The 16,301-nt window shown below is 40.0% G+C and carries 15 protein-coding genes; 11 read left to right on the top strand and 4 right to left on the bottom strand.

All coding sequences use genetic code 11. The annotated features are described in order from the left end of the window. Positions 1-403 precede the first annotated feature (403 nt). Complete coding sequence (locus CFPU101_RS23110; RefSeq protein ID WP_206817950.1) at positions 404-3,628, top strand: hypothetical protein; 3,225 nt, start codon at positions 404-406, stop codon at positions 3,626-3,628. Between the two features lie 126 nt (positions 3,629-3,754). After that, positions 3,755-4,396: a hypothetical protein gene (locus CFPU101_RS23105; protein ID WP_206817949.1), complete on the top strand. Its 642-nt coding sequence runs from the start codon at positions 3,755-3,757 to the stop codon at positions 4,394-4,396. Positions 4,397-4,679: 283 nt separating this feature from the next. On the opposite strand, the gene CFPU101_RS23100 is transcribed toward CFPU101_RS23105, so the two are convergent. Beyond that, complete coding sequence (locus CFPU101_RS23100) at positions 4,680-5,216, bottom strand: 50S ribosomal protein L7/L12 (protein WP_206817947.1); 537 nt, start codon at positions 5,214-5,216, stop codon at positions 4,680-4,682. A 355-nt stretch (positions 5,217-5,571) separates the two neighbouring features. On the opposite strand from CFPU101_RS23100, the gene mobQ reads away from it, so the two are divergent. The 3 genes from mobQ to CFPU101_RS23085 all read left to right on the top strand — a co-directional run bounded on the left by mobQ (position 5,572) and on the right by CFPU101_RS23085 (position 8,512). After that, positions 5,572-7,011 (top strand): MobQ family relaxase, encoded by a 1,440-nt coding sequence (gene mobQ, locus CFPU101_RS23095; protein WP_206817945.1) that lies wholly within the window; start codon positions 5,572-5,574, stop codon positions 7,009-7,011. Positions 7,012-7,650: 639 nt separating this feature from the next. Further along, positions 7,651-8,280, top strand: a complete 630-nt coding sequence (gene parA / locus CFPU101_RS23090) for a ParA family partition ATPase (protein ID WP_206817944.1) — start codon at positions 7,651-7,653, stop codon at positions 8,278-8,280. Continuing rightward, entirely contained in the window at positions 8,270-8,512 is a 243-nt protein-coding gene (locus tag CFPU101_RS23085) for a hypothetical protein (protein ID WP_206817943.1), read from the top strand. Before parA ends, CFPU101_RS23085 begins: the two co-directional genes overlap by 11 nt. A gap of 49 nt (positions 8,513-8,561) precedes the next feature. Here the strand turns inward: CFPU101_RS23085 and CFPU101_RS23080 are convergent, their stop codons facing one another. Together CFPU101_RS23080 and CFPU101_RS23075 are read right to left on the bottom strand one after the other, a co-directional pair. Continuing rightward, positions 8,562-9,638, bottom strand: coding sequence for a hypothetical protein (locus CFPU101_RS23080; RefSeq protein ID WP_206817942.1), 1,077 nt, complete (start codon positions 9,636-9,638; stop codon positions 8,562-8,564). An 81-nt stretch (positions 9,639-9,719) separates the two neighbouring features. Beyond that, on the bottom strand, positions 9,720-10,685 hold the full coding sequence (locus tag CFPU101_RS23075) for a hypothetical protein (protein ID WP_206817941.1): 966 nt from the start codon (positions 10,683-10,685) through the stop codon (positions 9,720-9,722). 339 nt (positions 10,686-11,024) lie between these two features. Here CFPU101_RS23075 and CFPU101_RS23070 point away from each other — a divergent pair, with 339 nt between their 5' ends. The 4 genes from CFPU101_RS23070 (at position 11,025) to CFPU101_RS23055 (ending at position 13,873) form a co-directional block, all read left to right on the top strand. Next, a complete protein-coding gene (locus CFPU101_RS23070) occupies positions 11,025-11,576 on the top strand; it encodes a site-specific integrase (protein WP_206817940.1) in 552 nt (183 codons plus the stop codon). Between the two features lie 108 nt (positions 11,577-11,684). After that, positions 11,685-11,897: a hypothetical protein gene (locus CFPU101_RS23065; protein ID WP_206817939.1), complete on the top strand. Its 213-nt coding sequence runs from the start codon at positions 11,685-11,687 to the stop codon at positions 11,895-11,897. Continuing rightward, positions 11,879-12,280 (top strand): type II toxin-antitoxin system VapC family toxin, encoded by a 402-nt coding sequence (locus CFPU101_RS23060; RefSeq protein WP_206817938.1) that lies wholly within the window; start codon positions 11,879-11,881, stop codon positions 12,278-12,280. Before CFPU101_RS23065 ends, CFPU101_RS23060 begins: the two co-directional genes overlap by 19 nt. 315 nt (positions 12,281-12,595) lie before the next feature. After that, positions 12,596-13,873, top strand: coding sequence for a glycosyltransferase (locus tag CFPU101_RS23055; protein ID WP_206817936.1), 1,278 nt, complete (start codon positions 12,596-12,598; stop codon positions 13,871-13,873). 6 nt (positions 13,874-13,879) lie between these two features. Here CFPU101_RS23055 and CFPU101_RS23050 read toward each other — a convergent pair whose 3' ends face one another. Then, complete coding sequence (locus CFPU101_RS23050) at positions 13,880-14,692, bottom strand: FkbM family methyltransferase (protein WP_206817934.1); 813 nt, start codon at positions 14,690-14,692, stop codon at positions 13,880-13,882. Between the two features lie 329 nt (positions 14,693-15,021). Here CFPU101_RS23050 and CFPU101_RS23045 point away from each other — a divergent pair, with 329 nt between their 5' ends. Beyond that, the gene (locus tag CFPU101_RS23045) at positions 15,022-15,303 is read left to right on the top strand and encodes a GNAT family N-acetyltransferase (protein ID WP_206817932.1); all 282 of its coding nucleotides are present in this window, start codon (positions 15,022-15,024) and stop codon (positions 15,301-15,303) included. 137 nt (positions 15,304-15,440) lie between these two features. Continuing rightward, the gene (locus CFPU101_RS23040) at positions 15,441-16,259 is read left to right on the top strand and encodes a hypothetical protein (protein WP_206817930.1); all 819 of its coding nucleotides are present in this window, start codon (positions 15,441-15,443) and stop codon (positions 16,257-16,259) included. Positions 16,260-16,301: the final 42 nt, after the last annotated feature.

Here is a 16,301-nt window from a genome sequence, read left to right as displayed (position 1 = left end):
AATAAAAGTGGATATAGCCACGCTGACGTGACCAGAATTGGGACGAGCTTACAACTCAACCCCCACAAATTTATAAAAAACTACTTCTATCCTAGCGAATGATGCACTTTTTAACAAATGTTCTCTTAATGTTTCCTTGCTTGCCGAGTGCGATTTGAGGCAGCAAGGGAATTGAGCATTTTAGAGATGTTAGTTACCTAGTGCCACATCGAACGATGGACGGCAAGACATTTTATGGTAAAGGGGTTGAACTGGTCATTTAAATAAAAGCTCGTCCCGACTCAATCGATGAAAACAAAGGAGTCGGACAGTGAAACCAAAACGAAACGGTCAAAACTATCAGGAGCTAATTGCTTCCACAACCTCCAGATGCCCTCTTAACTTGGGCAGTTGGGGGTGAAGCATGAATAACTGGAAACGCTTCACCCGCCTTTCTTGCCCCGTCTGTGATGGTGCGAGAAAAGACTGTCGGCAAAATCTTCAAAGCGGCTTGATACACTGCCGTCATACCGAAGCTAACCCGATTGATTATATTTTCCGAGGGCTTGATAATCTAGGCTTTGGTTTGTGGGCAGAGCAAGCTGATGCGTTCTCATGGAGTCAAGCCAAGCGTTCTGAATGGAAACAGCAACGAGAACAAGAAAAACAAGCGATCTCACAACGCTATCAGCGATCGCTGTCTTTAAAAGAGAGAGATAAAGAAATCCGTAAAATCTTAAAACAATTAACTTTATCAGACTCCCACAGAGAACAGCTTAAAAATCGTGGCTTTACTGATTCTCAGATAGAAGCGGCTAATTATCGAAGTGTTACCCAGTGGCAAAAGTTAGACTTTTCTGTCTCGAATCGATTAGCAGGAACGAATAAGCGCGGGTTAGGGTTAATCACTCCGAATGGTGGAATTCTAATCCCGATTCCCGACGTTAACGGCTTGTATGTCGGTTTTCAACTTAGAAAGGATAACCTAGACGACGGTAATAAATATATTTGGTTGTCAAACGAAGCTAAATCAACCAAGTTACCAAACGGTGAATTACCTATCGCTGTTTATAAACCGTCTCAAGTGTCTGATGATGGCATTGTAGGATTAACGGAAGGTACGGGCTTCAAACCTTATTTAACCAGTCTAAGATTAGGAATTCCTGTTATCGGTGCTGCGGGAGGGAATTTTGCCAGTAGTTCAGCAATTTTTAAGGAGTCTTTAGAACAATTGGGAGCCAAACGGGTTATTTTATTTCCCGATGGCGGTAGTTTTCAAAATAATAACGTTTTAAGCCAGTACATTAAAGTTTTTGACCTACTTAAATCATGGAATTATCAGATTGATGTCGCATGGTGGGAACAACTTCAAAAATCTGATGGCGATATTGATGAGATAAGTAACGACAAGTTAAAGGCGATCGCTTATTTATCAGTTGACGAATTTTTAGCTTTTTCACCCAATCAAAAACCTACACAAGATAAATTAATTTCTAAAAATCGATGGACATTTAAGAAGCTTGTTTCCCAACTTACAGAGAAGGCAAATCGAATTAAGCCCGTAGGATTTGGAAAAACGGAACCAACAGAACTCTTACCCATCGAATCGAAAAAATATCAAAAATGCGATCGCCTTCAGACTTGGCTCGATTCCGAAGCAAAAAATCTTCTTGACGTTAGTGGAACGGGTTTGGGTAAATCCTTTGACGCGGGCCGCTTAACTGTCGATCTATTCGATGGCGAAATTGATCGAATAATTTATGTAACCAATGACCCCAGGAATGTTACCACTCCTTCCTTGAAAGACTGGCCTGTTGTTCAGGGAAGGCACAACGGGCTAACGAGAAGCAATTTAGGAGAAATCAGACGGCGTAAAAACAATGATCAACCTTTAATAGTTGAACCTAATTGTTACCGTCCCAAAACCTTAGCCGTGCTGGCCAGTAAGAATATTAAGGACGCATCCGATCAATCTGTCGTCTGTCGCGGTTGTCTTCAATTTGAGTTATGTTCAATGGGCAAAACTTATGATTACATCCATCAAAGACGGGAACTTTTAAAAAATGAGGATCGGCTAGTAATACATCCTTCTAGCTTAAGTGATTCAATTGATAGTGACTATAGTCGTACTTTAATTTTTTGGGAAGAAAGCGAGAACAGTTTCAATACCACTAAAACGGTTAAAGTCACGGAAGAAGACGTAAACGCAGTGATTGTAGCCGTCTCGGAAGACTTAGAACTAGCAGCTAAGATTAACCCGTTCTTAAATCGGCTTAAAAAATTATTCAAGAAAAAACAACCTAGATTTGGCTGGTCAGGAAAACAATTAAAAGACGAACTAAAATTGCTTTTACCTAGCGATCTTGACTATAATTCCCTAGCAGGTTGGCTCAGAAACGACCTAGAAAAACTATTAGATCCTGTTAATGAATACGGCGAAAAAATCGCCGATCTACCGCGTCAAGTCAGAAACAAATTTTCAGTTAAAGACGATGATTTAGCCGACGTTGTAAAGCAAGAAGTTATTAAAGATTGGCTTTTCCACTGTCTTGATGCCCTTGACGGTCGCGGCTACCTCAATATGGCTAATGGCGAGTTAACCATCTCTTACCCAGACGAACGATTAACGGCGATCGCGCATTCAGCCTATAAAAACATTTTCCTATCGGCTACTGAGTTTCCTAAAAACTTAGAAGCCCGTCTAGGCGAATCGGTAGAGGTAATCGAGTGTGAATCACCAGAAATCAACAATATTACTTACACTCAGGTCATTGACTTAGGAAAACTAGGCCAACAGCGCGGTAAGCGACAGGTTGAGAGAGTTAAGGCGATCATCGACTATATTAGAGAAACCAAGGGTAAAGAGAATGTCGCTGTAATTAGCCCAAAAAGGCATTCCTCTGACGATCCAGACGCGCTAAACCATTTTGTACACTCTCAAGGGACGAACGCCGTAGAAGGCAAATCTACCCTAATTGTTGATGGGCTACCGATGCCTAATCTTGAAGCGATCAAACATAATTTTGCAGTAATTATGGGTAAAGATCCCGATGAAGATACAGATAGTTTTAGCCGCTACTACCAGCATCGAGTCAATTCTTTAGTGAAACAAGAGATCGGACGGCTACGGGCTAGCCGTTATCCTAAACGCCAGTTTGAGGTTATTGTTCTCTCGAATCATGACCTCTCTTGGCTAGGTGAAGTCAATCAAGTTAAAGCTAAAGAAATTACACCCGATGCTGAAACTAAGAACCAACGTACTATACGCTTAATCCGTGAAGCCGTCACCCAGTTAACCAGTGAAGGAAAGAAAGTTACACAAACGGCTGTAAGCTTTTTAACGGGCTACTCTCAGCAACATATCTCGCGGTTTAAAAAATTACTCATTTTGCTTATAGAGTCCTTTAAAGTAAAATGTGTAAAAAATTCCAGTGGAGATGAGCCACCAAAAAGTAATACTTCCGAACTGGAATATTTGGGCAAAACTTTCCTACCACTGGCAGAAAATGACCAACTTTTAGAGGAATTTGGAAGCCTTTTAAGTATATATTCTCAATCAGACTGGCTGATTTTATGGGAATTTATTCCAGATGAGACGAGGGTTAACTTACTAACTCAGATTTTCGCACTCTGTGAGGTGTTGTCATGAAAACAATTAAAATTGTTTTCTTTTTTAACAAATTGGCTAACTAAAGAAGAGCGTCTGGGCCAAGTGTGCTGAACGGTTAAAGTTAAACTAAAGATGTACTTTCTTCCCTAGAAGCGAAAGAGTATTATGGATGAATCTACTCAAAAACAGCCAAAAATACGTCTCTTCTATGATTGGTTAATTCAAAAATACGATAATCGCTTGGCTTACAATGAACGAACCGAAACCGTAGAACTTGATGGCGAAGTTTTCGACTATTCTGATATTGCTAATGATGCTCGACTTGAATCGGGAATTGTCATTGGAAAACAACGAGCGCAAGAATTAGTCCGTTATCTAGCCAAACAAAAAAGTTATGAGCCGCCAAAGAAAATTACTTTTTTCTCTGTGCGTAAGCCAACCATTTTGAAGGCGATTAAAAAAGAACCCTGGTTATGTCCGCACGGTTTAATTCCTTATGAATGGCAGAACTGGAATCGAGAATTAGAAACGGAAACAATGTTAAGTGATAATTTCAAACGTCAAGTGATGTTGTGTATGTCGTCTTTGAGTGAGATGACCATTATTAAAACCCCTAGCGTGGGTAGCTACCGATTAAAGCATTTAATTGAAAACGACATGGGAGAGTACATTTCTAATGGAGCTTTGCTCGTCGCTGTGATTGCACGCTCGATCCCCTACAAGCCTTATCCATCTTCACCGAATGCGGCGATCGCTATCTCAAAAAATGATCAAAGACGACTACAAAAAAAACGTCACCGATTTTAAGGATAAAGATGCAAGGCGTACCGACTCAAAGTAATCCGAAATCGTCTCACAAGAGAAGAAAATTAGACTCAAACTCTATCTAAAAGCAGGGTCAGAATCGGGTTGGATTAAAAGGTGTTCGATTGAAGACAAAGACCCACACCAACCCAATTCCTAAACCTCGACACTGCTGAGTCTGGACAGATAATTAACTACTTTGTTTTTCTCAAATAACCAGCCTCATCAGGCAAGGTTTCCCTAGCTTTTGTACCTAAATTTGACCCGAACATATTCTTTATCTGGGTCAGTCAAAAGTCTTTCTTACAGTAACAGTCGCTCCGAACTCTTCTAATTGCTTTTTCATCCCCTGTGCTTCATCTAAGCTCTTGACTTTCATCAACAACGTCGGAGCCGATTCTACTAAATCCTTAGCCTCCTTAAGTCCTAAATTAGTCAAGTCACGAGTGAGCTTGAGAACTTTAATCCTATCAGAACCGAGCGAGTCAAGGAACACCTCAAAAGACTGTGGTAAGCCTACACTTTCCGAATTTGATGTTGGCTTAGGATCTGAACTCGATGTTGGCTCATCCTTAATTTCCTTTTCAGGTAAATTAAATAACGTCCGATCTCCCGACCTAGACAAAAACCCATCTAACCGCTTGTAAATAACATTCTTATCTAATTCCCCTCTCTCCATCATCTCTAACACTAAAGCACCTAAGAGAATTTTTTGTCTCGTATCTTCTTTACGCTTCTGTGTTGCTTCAGTCGCCTTAATCTTTTGAATCTGAGCCTTAAGTTCCTCTTGCTTCTTTAACAACTGTTCTAATCGCTTATTCATTACTCAATCTTTCAAAGCCTTGATAGAACCATCTTAGCTCTTCCCCCAACTTACTGCCTACGTTCAAAACCTAGAAGTGTTACACTAAGCTTATCGTCTGCTTTCCATTACGCAGTAATGGCGCAGTAATGGCGCACTTATACGTTATTTGTCAACAAGTTTTGACCTTCGCTAACGCTCAGACAAAACTTGGACAAATAACGCCATGCGTCAAAGGGGGTACCCCCCTCTGAACACCCCCTCGATAGATTCCAAAAACTTCTGACTTATTTTCAATCTCATCGCTTCGTAATGATCTATTTTTTGGGCAGATGGGAAAGAAGTTAATCACACCTTGTTACTCTCATTTCATTCGATGGCCATCTATCACGCCTCAGCCAAAATTATCTCCCGTAGTGGTGGCAAAAGTATTCTTGCTGCTGCTGCTTATCGTGCTGGTGATAAATTAACTGATCAACGGTTGGGGACTCGTTTTGATTACACCAAAAAACAAGGGGTAGACTCGACAATAATTTTGGCTCCAGAAAACGCTCCTGATTGGGTGAGGAACCGTGAGAAGTTATGGAATACTGTCGAAGCAGCCGAGAACCGAAAAGACTCCCAGCTTGCTCGTGAATTTAATATCGCTCTACCTGTTGAACTCAAGAAAGAGCAGATGAAAGATTTGGCTTTAGAGTATGTGCAGGAACAATTTGTTAATCGGGGCATGATCGCCGATGTGGCTTTTCATGACCTGAACAGTGATAATCCTCATTTTCATGTGCTGCTCACCATGAGAGACATTAGCGAACAGGGCTTTAGTTTGAAGAAAAATCGAGACTGGAATTCAACCGAGCTATTAGTAGAGCAGAGAGAAGCATGGGCTAATCACGTTAATGCGGCTCTTAAAAATCTTGGGCTAGTTGAGGAGAAGATCGACCATCGTACTTTAGTCGCTCAAGGGATTACAGACCGTATCGCTCAAGTCCACTTAGGGCCAGAACTACACCGCATGAGAGAACAATCTATTCTTCAGGGAAATCTACAAGAATTTAGAGACAAATACCAGATTGGGGATTTGTACGAGACGATCAACGAGATCAATCTTGAACTAGCTTCTAGCAACGCTGCAAATGAGGAACTTAATGAGTTAATTGCCATTGAAATTGAGGCAGGAGAAGAAATTAAGCAGCAAATAACTTCTTTCCCATCTGCCCAAAATAAATCTATTTTTCCAACCGATACAGACCGTGAACGAGAAAGCAGTTCGGAACCCATTAATTCAACCATCTCTTTGCTCCAAGATTTCCTCAGATTCCAACTCACCACTGAATACGAAGGCGATTTCTACACTTTGAAGTATCGCAGAGATGAAAACTCGACTACTATTACCCTTCAATCAGCTTCTACAGGAGAAAAGCTGTTTCAAGCCACTGAGTCTGATCTTTTATGGATGGTTGAATTAAACAGCCTTAGTCAAGTAGATTTTGAAAGGTTCTCGCTGATTCGTTCGGCTCTTGAGAAAGAAAATCAGATCAATCGTCGCCTCTACCTTGAATTGAAAGAGTCGGTCATTGCTGACTTAGAAGAGGATCACTATGAAATGACTCCTGAATTAATCGATCTCAATATCGCCTACCAATTGTTCTCTGAAGATGATTTACCATCTTTGGAAAGCTATCGTATCCTGATGCAATCAGATCATGCTCTTGAGCTAGAGTTACCGAAAAGCATCAATTACTGTCAGAATCTTCACCAAAATGTTTTAGAGATGAGATCTCAACTTGAACTCTCTGATTCAATTGAGCTTGAATGAACTCTGAACTTGCATCAAATTCCCTTTTTGTAGTTGATAATATTTTTTTTGTAGTATTTTTGTCAAATTACAATGACCCAAATATCTGCCAAAACCCTGACCAGATCAAGCTTTCAGGCTACAGCTTTCAGGCTCCCCTTCAAAACCCTGCAAATTCCTGCAAATTCCTGCAAATTCCTGCACCTGCAACAAAAAAACTTTCATTCCCTTCAACTAGATGAATTTTCTTCTCAAAATTGACAGTCTGAAACCCTTGCCCGATCAAGCTTTCAGGCTCCCCTTCAAAACCCTTCAAAACCCTTCAAAATCCTGCAAAATCCTTCAGGCCTTTTTCCAAGTAGTAAAAATAAACTATAGCATACTACAAAGTTGAATAACTAGATAATCGAAGGTAAAAAAAGTAGACGAATTTTGCAATCGCGAACTCAAGATCTTTCTATCTATTTTTCTTCCCATCTGCCCAAAAAAGGGCTGAAAGAATAGTACAAAAGAATTGCTTGCCCTTGGTTGCACGAACCTTATATTTTCGCCGACAGCCATAATTTTAAGCCACATAGGGCAACGAGAAAAGTCAATACAGAAATCCGTAAATGTGTTAATCTGTAAATACGATTAATCGTCAAATCGTAAAGAAACCCCATGATCATCTCCGTCCAGAATCAAAAAGGCGGTGTGGGCAAGACGACCCTAACCATTCACATCTCTCATGTACTGGCAAGAAAGGGAAAACGGGTGTTACTTATCGACTCAGACCCTCAAGGATCGGCAAGAGATTGGGCAGCCGCTAGAGCAACACCTCCTCCGTTTAACGTCATCGGTCTAGATCGCCCCACCATTCATCGAGACTTACCCAAACTCGCCTCGGATTACGACCATGTAGTGATCGACGGGCCACCGAGAGTTAGTGAACTAGCCAGATCGGGGATTATTGCCGCCGATTTAGTGGTCATTCCCGTTCAACCTTCTCCCTACGATGTCTGGGCAGCACAGGAAGTTATCAATCTCATCAAAGAAGCTTCTATATTTAAAGAAAATCTGAAAACTGTATTTGTAATTAATCGTAAAATCGTAAATACAGCGATTGGGCGAGATGTGAGAGAAGCCCTCTCACAGTTTGGCTTTCCGATTGCTGCTAAGTCTATCTGTCAACGAGTAGCCTTTGCTGAATCAGCAGCCACAGGAGAAACCGTTTTGGAAACCGACCCGAAGGGACAGGCCGCTCTTGAGATCGAAACGTTAGTCGAGGAGTTATTAACCTATGTCCGCTAAAAGAGTTCCCATCACCCCCAAGCCCGTCACCCCAGAAGCCAACATTGAGGATTGGATATCCACTCGTAGCACACCCCCTGAACCAATTAAAGAAGTTTCCCCCACTAAAATGAAACGGTTGACGATCGATGTATCCGAAAATCTCCATCGGGCGATCAAGCTGAAATCGGTTGAGCAGGGCATACCGATGGCAGATTTAGTTAGGGATTTGTTGGAGCAACATTTTTTGTAAAAGCGTAAATGTAATTTTCTGTAAATACAGAAAGATGCGGGGGAAAATGCTATTTTTTCTTTTGAGTAAATTCTTTGTATTTATTGCCATCGTAACAATAAATTTCATTAATATTAAATTGGCGATCACTCACCTGAAGGCAAGGCATATTATTCAACCATTGTTTTGTTGGTTGGAGCGTTGCGAATTGAGTTAATCCTAATGCTAATATTTGTTGATAAGTTGATTTCTTAGGAATGTACACCCCATTGAAGCAAACCCAGCGATCAATTCCAATCGCACAAGCAGAAACGTATGGAATCATTTGTTGAGAAATAATATAAAGGGGCAGCGATTGGTTAGGTAAATCTACTTTATTAATTAAATACTGACCTGGAGGCTTTGTATCACTATCGCCATTAAAAAAGGTTTTGACTTTCAAAATTTCTCCTACGTTGACTGGACTAGAATTATCAACAGTTTCAGAGAACTTAAAAGTATCAAGAAGTGATTGGAAAACTTGCTCATTTGGTATAGCAGACGGAACATAACGTCCTGAAGGTGTTGGTTGGTATTCAGCTTCAGTCCATATAGTAATTAAATTTTTCTGGTCTGGTGTGGCAAAAGAAATTTGAATTTCGTGTTGAAGCGTCTCTACAAGATAAACGATTGCTTCCTGTCCAGAGATTGTTGTCCTTCCTAGAAGTTCAATCGGCCCACGTATTCTAATCGCATCCATCAAATCGGCTCTATGTTTAAAGTGTCCTGATTGAGCAAAGATAGAAATACTTGGCCAAAGAGAATCTTCATGTAGTCCTTTAAGTTTGGGAATATTTTCAAAACCCACTTTCTTAATACATTCAGTAAAGCTATAACTAGCTGGATCGATCACCATTACTTCTGTGCTTGAATCGGGCTTGATGGCTTTATAATTGGCAGGAAGTTGGAAAGAAAAACCTAACTTTTGATGCTCAAATGTTCTCGTCTCCTGACTCGGTGCAGTTACTCCCTGATAGGGACATGGGTCTGGTTGAGCTTGGGCAACAGATAGACCAGTCATGTTACTCGATAACAAGAATGATAGACCGAACAAAATTCTCGTTTTCTTGATCAATAATGATTGTTGCTGATTTTTTAAAATCTTCATCTTGCTCGCCAGTTTACTAAATCGCTTTAAGAATCAATCCAAGGTCAAAAAATGGAGTTATTAAGACTCGCTCAATTCATCTTAATTAGAAGTTAAGCGAAAATCGACTAACCCTTGAATCGTCATAATATTAGCTTGTGGATTATTGTTCATCTTCATCCTCATCCGTCGCTCAAGTTGAAAATTCATCGTCAGATTGCTTGGCATCACTTGATTCAAGTTTAAGGTCGCTGCTCCTTGACCTTTAGCATGATGAGACTCTAAATAAAGAACAAAAGGTGATGGCGTGTTCGGCTTCTCTGTTACTTGAATTGACTGAGGTTTTGCTTGCTCTTGAGTTGTCAAAGCAATTTTGACCTGATTTGCAGTGCGACTCACTAACTTGTAGGTACTAATTTGAGTTAGGTTAATCCGATCAACTTTAAGCGGTTGAGTCACTTGCCATTTTCCCCCCACGCCTATCGGTTCAGACGGCAAAGGAATTAACGATTGAACGAGCAAGCTAGAAACGAATTCAAAAGCACTTTTTGTATTGTCATCGAGAGTCTTGTTCGAGATAAACGGATTGCCATTTTTTCTTCTCCCCTGTCGGTCAACGATAATCGTTCCTCGATAGCCAGCCAACTCTCGATTCTCTTGAGGCGGTTGACCAGGTATTGGGCTAATCTGAGCTTGTGAGTAGATAAATTCAAGGTGAATATTTCCATTCGGCTCGATTTTTGTGACCTTAGTCTGAATTGTCATCTCTACATCGGACAATCTAGCATCAGGAATGGGTTGGCCGTTCATAGCCGATTTGAACTCAGGATTCACCTTGACCTTGATGGTTTGTTGACTATTCTCAGAAGGATTAAAAGATAACTTTTGTCGGGGAGCTTGACCTGCACTTAACAGTTTGACTTGAGGAGAAGGGGTAGAGGCAGGTTTTTTAGCATTTGGCGTTTGAGCGAAGACGGGTAACTTAGCCTGACTTTCTAACCAAGAGAGGCTGAGGGGAAATCTAAGCAGTAAAAAGGCGAGTGAGCCAGTTAAGAGAATCCAGTTCATTAAGGCTTTTCAACCTGATGCTTCAAATTAATTTAGGTTATAACTGATCGTCTATTTATTAACAACTTTAGGGCTTGAAAAATGGGAGAGTCGGTAGGTAAATTTTTCTTCAATGTAAATTTATGTAAACACGACGAATCGTAAATACGGAAATAATGAAAGCTTATCAGTGGAACGAGAAGATCAGGGTTACAACCATCTCATTGAAGTCAACCCCCTATAAGATATTTAAAACTATACAGGTGTATTAGCCTCAGCTAACGAAACCTCGCCCTTGTAGCGTCTATTCAACGAAAACAGACTATCGTAGAATGAAGGAAAAAGGCGCAAAAATTTCCCATGAAAGTCAACGGCAACGGACAAGCTAAAGTCTTAACCGCTAGTGAATTAGAACGGTTATTTAAAGAAGGATTCACTTCAGAACGCGCTCGTGCGCTCTTTGCCATCTGTTTGTTTACGGGTTGTCGGATTTCGGAGGCGTTGGCACTGTTAGTCACGGATGTTCGCAACAATACCATTACTTTTCGTAAGTCTACCACCAAAGGGAAGCTGAAAACTCGTCAAGTCGTCATCACACCCGCTTTTGCTCTGATTTTACAGCAATATCAACCGCCTAATGATGGGGCGTTATTTCCAGGAATGCACGGTAGGGGTCATCTAAGTCGATTTATGGCGGATAAATTGTTAAAAGACGCTTGCCGACGCATCGGTGTTGAGGGGGTGAGTACCCATAGCTTCAGACGGACGGCACTAACTCAAATGCACAATGCGGGGATTCCTTTACGACATATTCAAGAGATTTCGGGCCATAATGATTTAGGGACGTTACAACGTTATTTAGAAGTTTCAGCCGAGGAGAAACAGAAAGCCGTTTCAGTCATTGGGTGGTGAAAAGATGTTAAAAGAGAAACTAGAAATCTGGTTTAACAAACGCAACCCTCAATAGATTACTTGTTTCTAGTTCGACAAAAAACAAAAAACTTTCATCTAATGACACTTATGATTAACCGTGAACAGTTAAAAATTGAAATTGACTCAGTAGATGAGGGACATCTTGAAGTCTTGCATCGCATCATTCTGGCATTCCAGCAACCTTTACCAACTTCTATACCGAGTGAAAAACCAAGCAAAATTAATCCTTTAAAAGACAGTGTGATCTTTGAGCATGATTTAATTTCCCCGATAGATGAAGAGTGGGATGCCGAACAGTGATCATTCTCGATACCCATGCCTGGATCTGGTGGATAAACGAGTCCACAAATCTCTCATCAAACGCTTCTAGGAGCATTAGTGAAACTGACCTTATTGGCATTCCTGCAATCTGTTGTTGGGAATTGGCTATGCTTGTCGCCAAAGGGCGAATTGGACTATCAATAGATGTGCAAGTCTGGATAGATGTGGCCCTTCAACGTCCCAAGGTCAAATTACTTCCCTTAACTCCTGAGATCTCCGTACTTTCAACCCGATTACCAGGAGACTTTCATGGCGATCCATCTGACCGTCTAATCGTCGCCAGTTGCTTAGTCTATAAAGCATCATTAGTCTCGAAAGATGAAAAAATCAAAAACTGGCAATACATACAGGTAATTTGGTAACTGTTCCTAGCCTTTTTTGAAAACAGCACCATTAGTCTCAAAATTGGACAATTATGGGAAAAACTGATGTTCTATAGCCATAAAACACATTTAATTAAGACAAGGTTCCACTTCTTAAAATGAAAATTGAAAGAGTGCTGGAAGACTTGCAAGCCGATTAGCGATTCCTTGAGGTGTCAGCACAAATGAGAAACAGAAAGTCGTTTCGATGATTGGGTTGTAGAAGGTAATCATGGCTTTTTAAAGAATAATTGCCTAAAATTATTTCTAAATTTCAACCTTACTTTAACTTGAGAGATAGCTAAGGGAAAACTGATGAAATCTAAAATAGTTATTAATACGATTGGCTCGTTAGGTGATCTCTACCCTTACTTAGCAATCTCAAAAGAATTAAAACAACGAGGCTACAACCCCATCATAGCGGCTCAAGAAAGTCTTCGAGAGTTTGTCGAGCCAGAAGGAATCGAGTTTAGAGCAATCAGACCCGACGTAGAACAATACTTTTCCCGCACTGAGCTAGTAGAAAGGACGTTTCGGCCTGATGGAATTAAATTTCTTTTCTCTGAGGTACTATTACCTCATCTTCAAGATAGCTACAATGATTTAGGGGAAATTTGTCAAGATGCAAGACTACTGATTTCCCATCCGATTGCCTTCGCTGCCCCACTTGTTGCTCAAAAAACAAGAATTCCTTGGATTTCAACCGCTTTAGCTCCAGCTAGTTTTTTTTCGGCTCATGACCTACCTATCTTCAATCCCAAACTCAACTTGCAGGGTTTCCCTTTATGGTTTAAACGATTATTCATTCAGTTTTCTAAATTTTCGTTCTATTCAACGAGTCATCCGATTCAAAAACTGAGAAAAGAATTAGGATTACCGCCTGCGAAAGATCCATTTTTTGACGACCAAAATTCTCCTGACTTGATTTTAGGTTTATTTTCTCCTTTGCTTGCCCCACCACAGCCTGATTGGCCAGCACAAGCTAGATTAACGGGGTTTTCGTATTTTGAGCCGATTGATTATAAGCTACCTGACGAGTTAAGGGAATTTTTAAAGAAAGGAACAGCACCTTTGATCTTCACTCTGGGTTCATCGGCAGTCGAAGTCGGGAAAACTTTTTACTCTGAGAGTGCAATGGCGGCTAAGAAATTAGGAGAGAGGGCTGTACTACTAACAGGTAGAAATCTGGGAAACAAACCTAGCGATTTACTGGATGACACAATTATCGCGGTTGATTATGCGCCGCACTTTCTTCTGTTTCCATTTGGTAAAGCGATCGTTCATCAGGGAGGAATCGGGACAACGGCTCAAGCTCTCAAAGCTGGTAAACCGATGCTCGTTGTTCCGTTTGGAGCCGACCAGTTCGATAATGCAGCGAGAGTTGAACGATTAGGTGTGGGCAAGACCTTATTTTTAAAGCATTATCAAACTCAAGAAATCGTTCTAACGTTAACCAAAATCCTGAATAATCATCAATTGTTGAAACAAGCTAGTACAGTTGGAGCGCAAATTCAACAAGAAAACGGTGTTGCTCAATCCTGTGTAAGTATTGAAAAGTTCTTAAGTAACCTTGAATTAAAACACTTAAGATAAATAGAATTATTTTTGGGCATAAACTGTAAAAACGCCTAATTTCTCGAAATACGGTTCTTGTCGGATGGTAATTCTAAATCCCTTTTGAATTAAAAAATTTTTGATGAACTCTACTCGATTATCGAGATCATGAACTTCGACAACTACTTGACGAATTAAATTCCAGTGTTTTAGGTCAATTCCCTGTAAAACATCTAATTCACTTTTCTCAACATCAATTTTCAGTAAATCAATTCGCTCAACCTGATAATCATCGATTACTTTTGAAAGAGGCTTGATTGAACTAACAACAACTTCGCTTTCTAACCTTTTATTGATTAATTGTTTAAGTAAATACGTGGTGAAGTAACTAGGCAAATAAGTTAGTAAATTCCAGGGGAAGGGTGCCTCTTTTAAAGATTCTTTAGCCAGACTATAATAATGTTGTCGCTCAACTTCGAGTTCTTCAATATAGCGGGTTGATAAAGCTGTAGCTTTGGGGAAATAAGTAAACTCTAGCTCTTGTTCAATTTCCCCTAAACCAAAGGGAAATAAAAAAAATGGATGAGGCAAAAGTGTTTTTAAATTGGTTTCTAAATAATTGTAAATCTCAGGAATCGGTTCAAAGACATACAATTGACAGTTTCCCTGACATTGCTGACTAGCCAGAAGGCTAAATAAACCGATATTTGCTCCTACATCGAAGATGACATTTTCAGGCTGATAAACCAGTCCTCCATCAAAATAACTCTGTACTTGTTGATAGAGCGTTATCGCCTCATCTTTATTGGGACAAACAACTGACATTTTAGGGTTGAGTTTAATCAAATTTTGTTTCATTGAGCCAATTTTCAGGATTTTTCTCTTTAATCAAGGCTTACTCTTAACTAATTCTTTTTGAAAAAAGGTAAAATTTTGTCAATTTACCGATGAGAGTTAAGCCGTCAAATTGAGGCATCACTTGTGTCAATTAAAAATTAAATTAATCATAACCAATCTCTATTAAACTAGCCAAACTTGACGAAATCAATCAAACCATTCATAGCCGCAAGTTGAGCTTGACGTACCGTACCTATGTAGTCTGTGTCGGGAACTAAGTCGTCGCTTACTATGCGTTGGCCGTTGGCTCAGTCGAACGGGAAATCGCCACTAGCTTGATTAAAAGGAATATGCCTAATCCGATTCCCGTGATGATTTTAGCCCGTTTGGCCGTCGATTGTTCTTGGAAAGGGAAAGGAATTGGGAGAGGCCTGTTACGAGATGCCATTTTACGCACTTCAAAAGCTAGTCACTTGGCAGGCATCAAAGCAATTCTTGTTCATGCTCTATCGGTATCGGAAGAAGCTAAAACTTTTTACCTTAAGGCTGGTTTTAAAGCGTCACCCATTGAGCCGTTGACACTTATGATTTCTCTCAAAGAAGTCAAAGTTGTTTTTGAAAATCTTGAATAATCATATTGTATTAGGGATAAACGTGCTGAAGTTTTCCTCTGTTGAAATAATGGAAGGTAGAAACCTTACCGCAAGGCGGAAAGAATCGTTCATACTTGAGTAAGAGTAGGAAGAAGACAGTACAGTAGGGATGCAGCATGAAAATTGTGGGTTTGAAAAAAGCTAGAAATGAGGTTAGTCCAAAAAAGGCTGTCCATACCCAAAATATTAATGAGCAAATAGAAGCTACACCAGCCGAGCAGAAAAAAGATGATAACACCCCTCAGCACAAGGCTGAGAAACAAAGAGAGATTTATGGATTTACAGCACTCACCTCTGTGTTATACGCAATTGCCATGATGACTGGTCTTCTACCTAGTGGCGGTCTGCTTGTATTTTCTTTACTTCTGTGGTTCTCTTCTGAAAAAATTAGTGAATCTGTCAGATTGTTGGGACAATATACTCAACTTGAAGCCTCAAGAAGAATCGGAGAAACTCTTAAACTTGCTTTTGCTCAACCTAAAACAACAATCTACTCAGCTTTAGAAGATCGAAGATTACAAATTGACCAAACTATTATTGATTACTTATTAAATTTACCTAATGGAAAGACTTTTGCTATTTCAATAAGAACAATCCTTCCTCCTAAATATGAGAAGTCCTCGATTAGAGTTTATTTTGACTCAACTAAAAATCAACTAACTTATCGAAAAGGACATAACGGTAGACGGTATTTCCAGTTTAATCCCGTTCAAAATCTACAAAATGGAACGGATTGGCTGTTTAAAAACTACCGAGAACTGTTTACTCAACCAGCCATCAAAATTCTCGTCATGGCAAATCCCATCGAGATCAATACTTCAATTGCCAATTCTCCAGTACAATCAATTAATTCTGACGATTATCTGTGCATCGAGGAAGTCTATGTGGTTGAGGAGGCAAAATTGATTACTTTAATTGAAGCTCTTAATCAATAGAAAAACTGTTTAAAGTTGCTCTATGATATGAAGTTAGATACT

Source organism: Chroococcus sp. FPU101, assembly GCF_017312365.1.
In the GTDB taxonomy this organism is placed as follows: domain Bacteria; phylum Cyanobacteriota; class Cyanobacteriia; order Cyanobacteriales; family Microcystaceae; genus Chroococcus.
The sequence above is the reverse complement of the archived record's forward strand: the minus strand, read 5'-3'. Positions and strand labels throughout refer to the sequence as shown.

Excerpts from the sequence above, each read along its gene's own strand:
- CFPU101_RS23110 (WP_206817950.1), top strand. The coding sequence starts at position 404 with ATGAATAACTGGAAACGCTTCACCCGCCTTTCTTGCCCCGTCTGTGAT.
- CFPU101_RS23105 (WP_206817949.1), top strand. The coding sequence starts at position 3,755 with ATGGATGAATCTACTCAAAAACAGCCAAAAATACGTCTCTTCTATGAT.
- CFPU101_RS23100 (WP_206817947.1), bottom strand. The coding sequence starts at position 5,216 with ATGAATAAGCGATTAGAACAGTTGTTAAAGAAGCAAGAGGAACTTAAG.
- mobQ (WP_206817945.1), top strand. The coding sequence starts at position 5,572 with ATGGCCATCTATCACGCCTCAGCCAAAATTATCTCCCGTAGTGGTGGC.
- parA (WP_206817944.1), top strand. The coding sequence starts at position 7,651 with ATGATCATCTCCGTCCAGAATCAAAAAGGCGGTGTGGGCAAGACGACC.
- CFPU101_RS23085 (WP_206817943.1), top strand. The coding sequence starts at position 8,270 with ATGTCCGCTAAAAGAGTTCCCATCACCCCCAAGCCCGTCACCCCAGAA.
- CFPU101_RS23080 (WP_206817942.1), bottom strand. The coding sequence starts at position 9,638 with ATGAAGATTTTAAAAAATCAGCAACAATCATTATTGATCAAGAAAACG.
- CFPU101_RS23075 (WP_206817941.1), bottom strand. The coding sequence starts at position 10,685 with ATGAACTGGATTCTCTTAACTGGCTCACTCGCCTTTTTACTGCTTAGA.
- CFPU101_RS23070 (WP_206817940.1), top strand. The coding sequence starts at position 11,025 with ATGAAAGTCAACGGCAACGGACAAGCTAAAGTCTTAACCGCTAGTGAA.
- CFPU101_RS23065 (WP_206817939.1), top strand. The coding sequence starts at position 11,685 with ATGATTAACCGTGAACAGTTAAAAATTGAAATTGACTCAGTAGATGAG.
- CFPU101_RS23055 (WP_206817936.1), top strand. The coding sequence starts at position 12,596 with ATGAAATCTAAAATAGTTATTAATACGATTGGCTCGTTAGGTGATCTC.
- CFPU101_RS23050 (WP_206817934.1), bottom strand. The coding sequence starts at position 14,692 with ATGAAACAAAATTTGATTAAACTCAACCCTAAAATGTCAGTTGTTTGT.
- CFPU101_RS23045 (WP_206817932.1), top strand. The coding sequence starts at position 15,022 with ATGCCTAATCCGATTCCCGTGATGATTTTAGCCCGTTTGGCCGTCGAT.
- CFPU101_RS23040 (WP_206817930.1), top strand. The coding sequence starts at position 15,441 with ATGAAAATTGTGGGTTTGAAAAAAGCTAGAAATGAGGTTAGTCCAAAA.